This window comes from Virgibacillus salexigens, from assembly GCF_014905415.1.
GTDB lineage: Bacteria > Bacillota > Bacilli > Bacillales > Amphibacillaceae > Virgibacillus > Virgibacillus salexigens.
Genome location: NZ_BNEO01000207.1, coordinates 1 through 290 on the forward strand (window position 1 = coordinate 1; position 290 = coordinate 290).

Genomic DNA, 290 nt, shown 5'->3' on the forward strand with positions numbered 1-290 from the left:
GCGACGATAAAATTAATCCTGCGATTGAAGCCGTGAAACGTTTGCCGGATGAAATTGCTGGGGCACAAATCGTTAAATTGGAAATTCCGACAAAGTTTAATGTTTCAGCCGATGTCGTTAAAGATGCTATTGCCAAAGAAAAGCCTGACTATGTGTTGAGCATTGGTCAGGCTGGTGGCCGGTTTGAACTCACGCCGGAGCGAGTTGCGATTAACTTGGATGACGGTCGGATTCAAGATAATGCCGGATATCAGCCACTTAATCACACGATTCATGGCGATGGCGAGAAT

1 protein-coding gene is annotated in these 290 nt (G+C 45.9%); it reads left to right on the forward strand.

The features are described 5' to 3' along the window. A partial coding sequence (locus JKP73_RS22865) for a pyroglutamyl-peptidase I family protein (RefSeq protein WP_498370542.1) occupies positions 1-290 on the forward strand: 290 nt, incomplete at both ends.